Here is a 6,546-nt window from a genome sequence, read left to right as displayed (position 1 = left end):
CTGGTCGTCGCGGTGTGGCTGTGCAGCAAGTTCTGGCTGGCCTGGCCACTGCCAAGACCACGGCCTGGGTCAACGCCCCGGCTTTCATCCAGGCCACGGATAAATTCGCCGCGCATGTCGGGCAAGTTGAACGTGTCCACCCCGTCGCCCTCGCCAAACGTCGTGCCGATCGCGGTGAATAGGTCGGCAAAGGTGGTACGGCTGACAGCGGCGCCGTTGGCCTTGAGCCAGCCATAAGGGGCAGTGCTGCGGGCAAAGGCTGCAATCATCCCGGCCAGGGGGTTCACGACTTGAACCATGGCCGCGTTCACAGCCGCTGTAGTCGCCAAGATCTCGCTGTCGTTGACGGTCGGGTCGTCGCTCTTCGCGTTGGGCAACACGCCCAGGCCCACGTCGTCCTTGGTCGTTGCTCGGGCTCGCAAGTGCTCATAGTCGCCGGCGCGAAAGGCGAACATGCCCACCAGTGGCCCGGTGACAGGCTCAACCGAGCGGGCATCCGTGATGCTTGTGCTACTGGTCAGCGTGGCAATTTTTTCGCGGTAGTGGCGCACGCCCAGGCTATCCACGTAGTCAGCTTCATCAGCTCCCCACACGACGGACCAGGACGCGACCACGTCATTCAACTCACGCTGCAGGCAGACGTCCAGCCAGGCCGTGGCGGGGAATTCAGGCGGCGCGACAGGGAACGGTTCGGCCGGCGCCAAGCGGATACCTTCGATATAGGCGGTCCCCGGCTTGAGCTGATAGCCCCCGTCGACTTTCTCCAGCCGCAGGCTGCTGCCAAAGAAACACGCCCGGCCGAACACGTCCCGATTGCTCAAGCGCTCGCGCTCATCAATCCCGGCCATGCGCAGGGTGAAGTCGTGCTGCCAGGTACTGGCGTCGATGGTGATACCGGTCAGCGCCTGGGCACCGTCAAACACCACCAGAAAGTTGCGGGTCAGGTTGTTGCCGACCTGGACGGGCGGAATGTTGCGGCGCTTTTGCTGCAAGGCGACCGTGGCCACCGCAAACAGCACGCCTTCCTCGGTTTCCAGGCCGATCCAGTTAAAGTCCCAATCACCAACATCGGAACCAATTTGGGCGCTGTACACGACCTGGCTGGGGTTCACATACCCGCCCTCATCGGCGCCGATCGGGTGAACGTAGACGATCTGGCCCGCAGCGGGTTTGGCCGCTGCACGGTCGACCGGCTTGGTAGGGTCAAGCCCTGGAACATTGGCGAAGACAAAGCGCGACACCACCAGGCTTTGCTGAGCGGCTTGTTTGCGTGCGATCAGGTCTTCACCGGCAAGGGTAATACTGGCGCCCATTGGGACTCCTACAGGCTGGCGATCAGCGTTTGCTGGTCATCGTTGAAATGGATGGTGGCGAGAGCCATTGGCACAGCGGTGATGATCAGAAAGTCATACCGGCGACAGGTGCGCCCGTATTGCTGGATCAGCACGCGTACAAGCTCCGGGTTATCGGCGAGCTGGGAATTGGTGACGCGCAGCAAAATGACGTCCCAATCCCGCCCAGGCTGGCGTTCTTCGATCTGCACAAAGCCCACGCCAAGGCGCATAAAGATGCGCTGCAGGCCTGCCGTGCTGCCGGCGTCGACGGCGTTAATGAAGGCGTACTTGACTCGCAGGCGATACAAACCCTCGGGCTCGCCCTTGAAGCGGGTGATATCGCGCTGCCAGGCCAACAGGTCCAGCACGGTGAGGTGGCAGGTATCCGCGTCCATCTGCAGCAGTGGCCAGCGCAGCCAGCCTTCCACCCTCGTCCACCAGGACTGGGCCGCTGCCTTGAGCTTGGCCAGCTCGGTCCCGTCCAGCCAGAACGGCAGTTCAAGCTTAATCATGCAGCTGCACCTCCAAGGTCTGGATCCGCGGGATGTTCAGCTCGCTGATGATGTCGGCCGTGGCAAAGCGCAACGACTCAATGCCGGCAAACTGCTGGTGAAGTTCTTCGCCCAGCCGGCTAAATGAAAACCGCGACTGGGGGTAGGTCAGCGTCGGCTGGAAGTCGGTGGCCGTGCTGTCGCGAAAGGCGGCGCGCACGAACAGCGCGGCGTTGTCTTTGAGGTTTTCCCGTTGCTCGATCGTCAGCGTGGAGCGCGGCCAGATCTCCAACTGCACCGTGTGCAGGGTTTCGGGCATGACCATCACCAACAGGTCGTCGCCGTGGCCGTGGTTGCCCTGGTCGCGGATATGCGCGTTGATTTGTTCCAGGTACGGCGCCGCCGGTACATCTGCCTCAAACAGAACAAAGGCATTGGCACTGCCTGGGCCACGCGGGGCGTCATGTTCGAAATACACGCCATCAGGGCGCACGCCCGGGAAGGACGAAATCATTGCCCGATATACCGCGTCGGTGTGCCACTGGTTGACCGCTGAAAACTGGTTGCGGGTGCGCAGGCGCAGCTCGTCATTGGGTTCAGGATCTGCACCTGGTGTGGTCAACCAACCGTCGCTGTTCACCACCTGGGCAATGCCCGGCACCGGCACCGGCAGGATCGCGTAATAACCCGGGGCCAAGTTGAAGCCGGCGCCGGTGTCGATCGCCTCGACCGGGATCTGCAGCTGCATCAGCCCATCAGCGAATACGCCCACGGCGGTGGTCATCACCTGGTAGATATGGCCATTGATCGACGCGGACTGCACCAGTGTCCCGGCCGGGACTTCCAGGACGCCGCCGGCGGCTTCGCGGGTGAACAGCAAAAAGCCCTTGGCCTTGGTCGCCCCTTTGCGCTCGACGTTCACCGCCCAGGCCAGCATATCGAGCCAAGCCCCTGCAGCAGTTTTGACGAAAAAGTTGGGCAGGACCGTGGCCACGAAGAAATCCAGAATCCACATCACCGGCTTGGTCACCAGGGCACGCACCACCCGCCAGAACGGCGAATAGGCGCTGGTGTTGCTCAGCTTGCTGCCCTGGGCGGTCACTTCCTTTTCCCACGCCTGCAGGAGCCCCGCCTCGGTCGTGGGAATGCCGGCGTCGGCCAACGCCTGCTTAAAATCTACGTCGCTCACAAATCCACCTCGATGTTGCCGAATTTCAGGGTTGTCGCCGTGACCAGGTACTGGCCAGGCTGCAGCTGGGTGATCTGCGCGGTGCCCGGCACCAGGCGCTCATCAGCCTCCACCAACAGTTCCAGTTGCTGGATACAGTCGCGCTGCTTAAGCCGATCGCGCTCGGCCACCAGGGTGACCAGCAGGCCGCTGTCGCGGATCATGTGAGCGATGTCCTGGGCGATGCTGGCCCGGTCATCGATCAGCAGCGGCTGACGCGACGGGTCCAGCACCAGGTCATTGCCGGCAATCAGCAGATCGATGTACTCGCTCATCCGCCCACCGACATGGCGACCATGTTTTCCATCTCCAGGGACGTCATAGGCTTGCTGTTGTGGATTTCGACTTTCTCCACGTGCATGCCTTTGTTCTGGCTGCTGTTGTTGTTCTGGATGCTGGTCAGCAGCCCGCCCTGGGGCACGGCGTTAGGCCGCGCCGGCGACAGGCTTGGTATGGCCGCGTTGATGGTTTGCTGGGCCTTTTGCGCAGCTGCAGTGGCGTCCACGTTGTTCACGCCGATGTCGGTACCGGGCACCTCGGGCATAGCGCCAAAGCGGGTTTCAATGTCGACGCCCGGGATTTTGTTGAGCATCTCGATCAGGCCGTTGATGGCCTTGTGGAAGATCGCGACGATGCCGTCCCACGTGGCCTTGGCCATCCCGGACCAGCCGCCCATCGACGCGAACCAGTCCGACAATGCGGTCAACTGGTCGCTGACCCACTTGAACGCTTCGCTGTTCATCAACGCGTCCGTCCACTGGTTCCAGTACACGACGGCGGCTATCACCGCCGCGACCAGGGCCATCACGCCGATCACGATCCACACCACCGGGTTGGCCAGCAGCGCGGCGTTGACCAGCCAAATCGCGCCCTGCCACATGAGCATCACGCCGCGAACCAGGCCCAGCACCGCAGTCAGGCCGTACACCACGGTGATGTAACCCAGCATGAAAGCCTTTTGCAGCAGGAATACCGCTGTGGTTCGCAGGCTGATCATCTGCACCACTTTCCAGACCGTCACCATGGCCAACCACGCCATACGGCCGGCGCCGACGGCGAAGGTCAGCAGGGACATGACGGCAATCAGGGCCAGGATCGTCAGCGTGACAATGCCTATCACCCGGGTGATGTTGGGGAACATCTGCGTCCAACGGGTCATGGTGCCGGCGATGCCGGACAGCTTGGCCATCAGCGGGGTCAGGATCGGAATGAGCGCCTGGCCGAAGGCAATGCGCAGCCCCTCGATCGCGGCCGCGAACTGTTGCCAGGGGTCGACCATCGACATGGCCATGTTCTTCGCGTCCTCAAGACCACGCACTTTGCCCAGCTTGTCCATGCCGTTGCGCAAGCGGTCGGTGTCCTTGGCCAGGGAACTGATCACCTGGGCGCCCTCCCCGCCAAACGCGTCCATAAGCTTGGCGCTGGCCGACGCGCTGGTCAGATCACCCAGCTTGCCCTGCAGCTTGTCCATGATCTGCAGCATGGGCAGCGCTTTGCCGTTGGAGTCGGTGAACTTCATCCCCATTTTTTCGGACGCGGCGCCCAGGTTTTCAAAGAACGCCTTGTAGCGCCCGCCGGCGTCGCCGCCTTCCATGGTGCTACTCAACGAGCCGATCACCGCGAACTGCTCGGCGATATCGACGCCGGCAGCGGTCGCGATCGAGCCGACTTCCTTAAAGGCGTCCTTGAGCTGGGCGCCGTCGGTGCGGAACAGCTGCACGGCCAGGGCGGTCTGCCCGCCGAGTTTTTCAACCCATTCGCCCTTGCCCATGGCGTCTGCCTGGCCTTTGAACAGGTTGTACATGGTGCCCACGTAGGCGCCCATGGTGTCGGCGTCGGACTTGGTGGCCTTGGCCAAAAGGTTGCTGGTGTTGGTGAAGGTGGCCAGCTGGCTGCCGGTGAGGCCCTTGATAGCGCCCTCAATGCTGTAGGCCGACGCCACAAAATCCCGGGCGTTCTCGCCATAGTTCACCGAAAACTCTAGGGCTTTCTGATTCAGCGCGGTCAGCGCGTCTTCGGCGACGCCCAAGGATTTGACCTCGCCCAGGGCGCGGTTCATCTCCAGTGCAGGCTGCAGCGATTGGTTGATGCCGACGAAAGCGCCCGTCACACCGGCCAGGCCCATACCCATGGTCTTGATGTTCTTTTCGCTTTGCTCGGTCAGCTCGGAAAAGCCCATCTTCACCTTGCCCAAAGGTGCAGTCACCTTGTCGGTCAGGGCGAGGATGAAGTCCAGGCGGGCGCTACGATCGGCCATGTGGTTCCTATCCGTTCAACGCATGGGCAATGCCGTTTGCTACGGCAAATTCCATGCGCTTCCAGTGTTCGTCTTCCAGCCACTTGGCCGTGCCCATGTTCTCGATGCTGGGCTCGGCATCAGGCAGCCAACGGTTGGTCAGGGCCAGCAACTGGCCCAGCCCGTCCTCGGTCAGGCGCTCAGCGTACTCAAGGGCTTTTTTACGATGATCCCGACGTCAGGCGCGTATTCCTCAAGGAGCGCGCCGGCGATTTGCATGGTGTTCACCGGGTTGGCCATCAGCTCGCGTAGAGCGGCTTTTTCAGCCGGCAGCACGGTGCTGCTCAGCAGGTTGAAGGACGGCGCCACCTTGTTGTTGGCGGTCATGGCGTTGAAATACTTGGTCACGTCCTGGGGGGTCAGGGTGAAAGTGAATTCCTGAGTGCCGATTTCCAGGGTGATATCGCGGGCTTGGGTCTGGCTCATGTTCGTATCCGTTGTGGTGGTTGGTTTGAAGTGGGTTCAGGTCAGCGCAGGCAGACCTGGTGCACGTAGTCCTGCAGGCCCAGGATCATTTGCTTGCTGCGGGCAAGCTGATCTCTGAGGGTGAAATAATCCGGTCGAGCGTTTGCTGCGAGTTCGGCGGTGGTTGCATCAACCAGGCCGCCGGCGCTGGCTTTTTCGGTGCCGGCGGCGCTGCAGGTGGCGTTGACGCGCAGCCGCTGACGGCGACCGTCAACAGCGCGCTGCAGCTCAAGGTTTGAAGCACGTTCATGGTCCAGCTCCAGGGTTCGTTTAAGGTCTATTGCGTCACGGTCTGCCAACATCTCGCCGCTGACGCGGGCGGCTTCACGAAGGCCCGTCACTTCGAACAAAGCACTGTCGCGCTCGCCCCGTGCCTGGTCGCGCTGGCCAGCAACACGTTCATAGCCAGCCCAAACCAACAGGCAAAACAGCAGTAGGAAGAGCGCATCGCGCATATTCATAGGCCTTGTGCACACATCGCGGCTTCTGCCCGCCGGCGCGCATGCAGCCCTGGCACGAAACGCTTGCGGCCCTGGGCATCGGTAACCGACGACCACACCGGGCTCTTGCCATCGGGGCCCCATGCCAACGCCTTGCAGCCTTCTGCAATCCTGCCGGCGTTGATCAGGCCTACGGCGCGACTGGCGCACGTGCTGGGCACGCCGAAGTTGTGGCCATGACTACTCAGCGCGTCGAAGGTCTTCTGCCCGATCGCCGGGTTGGTCAGGCAGT

9 protein-coding genes are annotated in these 6,546 nt (G+C 62.2%); all 9 read right to left on the bottom strand.

Going from position 1 to position 6,546, the window contains the following annotated elements:
* On the bottom strand, nt 1-1,313 hold a 1,313-nt coding region (locus WBR57_RS20990; protein ID WP_424086229.1), incomplete at its 3' end, for a phage tail protein.
* An 8-nt stretch (nt 1,314-1,321) separates the two neighbouring features.
* Nucleotides 1,322-1,846, bottom strand: a complete 525-nt coding sequence (locus WBR57_RS20985; protein WP_424086227.1) for a phage tail protein — start codon at nt 1,844-1,846, stop codon at nt 1,322-1,324.
* On the bottom strand, nt 1,839-3,014 hold the full coding sequence (locus WBR57_RS20980) for a baseplate J/gp47 family protein (RefSeq protein ID WP_424086225.1): 1,176 nt from the start codon (nt 3,012-3,014) through the stop codon (nt 1,839-1,841). The genes WBR57_RS20985 and WBR57_RS20980 overlap by 8 nt, the downstream gene beginning before the upstream one ends.
* Complete coding sequence (locus tag WBR57_RS20975) at nt 3,011-3,328, bottom strand: DUF2590 family protein (RefSeq protein WP_078834470.1); 318 nt, start codon at nt 3,326-3,328, stop codon at nt 3,011-3,013. The genes WBR57_RS20980 and WBR57_RS20975 overlap by 4 nt, the downstream gene beginning before the upstream one ends.
* Nucleotides 3,325-5,310: a phage tail tape measure protein gene (locus WBR57_RS20970; protein ID WP_424086223.1), complete on the bottom strand. Its 1,986-nt coding sequence runs from the start codon at nt 5,308-5,310 to the stop codon at nt 3,325-3,327. Before WBR57_RS20970 ends, WBR57_RS20975 begins: the two co-directional genes overlap by 4 nt.
* 7 nt (nt 5,311-5,317) lie before the next feature.
* Nucleotides 5,318-5,461 carry a DUF6890 family protein gene (locus tag WBR57_RS20965; protein ID WP_424086221.1) on the bottom strand — a complete coding sequence of 48 codons (144 nt, stop codon included), beginning with the start codon at nt 5,459-5,461 and terminating at the stop codon, nt 5,318-5,320.
* 20 nt (nt 5,462-5,481) lie between these two features.
* On the bottom strand, nt 5,482-5,775 hold the full coding sequence (locus WBR57_RS20960) for a putative phage tail assembly chaperone (RefSeq protein WP_116626009.1): 294 nt from the start codon (nt 5,773-5,775) through the stop codon (nt 5,482-5,484).
* Nucleotides 5,776-5,816: 41 nt separating this feature from the next.
* Nucleotides 5,817-6,269, bottom strand: coding sequence for a lysis system i-spanin subunit Rz (locus WBR57_RS20955; protein ID WP_424086231.1), 453 nt, complete (start codon nt 6,267-6,269; stop codon nt 5,817-5,819).
* Between the two features lie 2 nt (nt 6,270-6,271).
* Nucleotides 6,272-6,546 (bottom strand): glycoside hydrolase family protein (locus WBR57_RS20950; RefSeq protein WP_424086218.1); only part of this gene is annotated, 275 nt, incomplete at its 5' end.

It is taken from the genome of Pseudomonas sp., from assembly GCF_049590575.1.
Taxonomy (GTDB): domain Bacteria; phylum Pseudomonadota; class Gammaproteobacteria; order Pseudomonadales; family Pseudomonadaceae; genus Aquipseudomonas.
The sequence above is the reverse complement of the archived record's forward strand: the minus strand, read 5'-3'. Positions and strand labels throughout refer to the sequence as shown.

Bases quoted from the DNA above. Each gene is read 5' to 3' on its own strand.
- WBR57_RS20985 (WP_424086227.1), bottom strand. From the start codon at position 1,846: ATGATTAAGCTTGAACTGCCGTTCTGGCTGGACGGGACCGAGCTGGCC.
- WBR57_RS20975 (WP_078834470.1), bottom strand. From the start codon at position 3,328: ATGAGCGAGTACATCGATCTGCTGATTGCCGGCAATGACCTGGTGCTG.
- WBR57_RS20970 (WP_424086223.1), bottom strand. From the start codon at position 5,310: ATGGCCGATCGTAGCGCCCGCCTGGACTTCATCCTCGCCCTGACCGAC.
- WBR57_RS20960 (WP_116626009.1), bottom strand. From the start codon at position 5,775: ATGAGCCAGACCCAAGCCCGCGATATCACCCTGGAAATCGGCACTCAG.
- WBR57_RS20955 (WP_424086231.1), bottom strand. From the start codon at position 6,269: ATGCGCGATGCGCTCTTCCTACTGCTGTTTTGCCTGTTGGTTTGGGCT.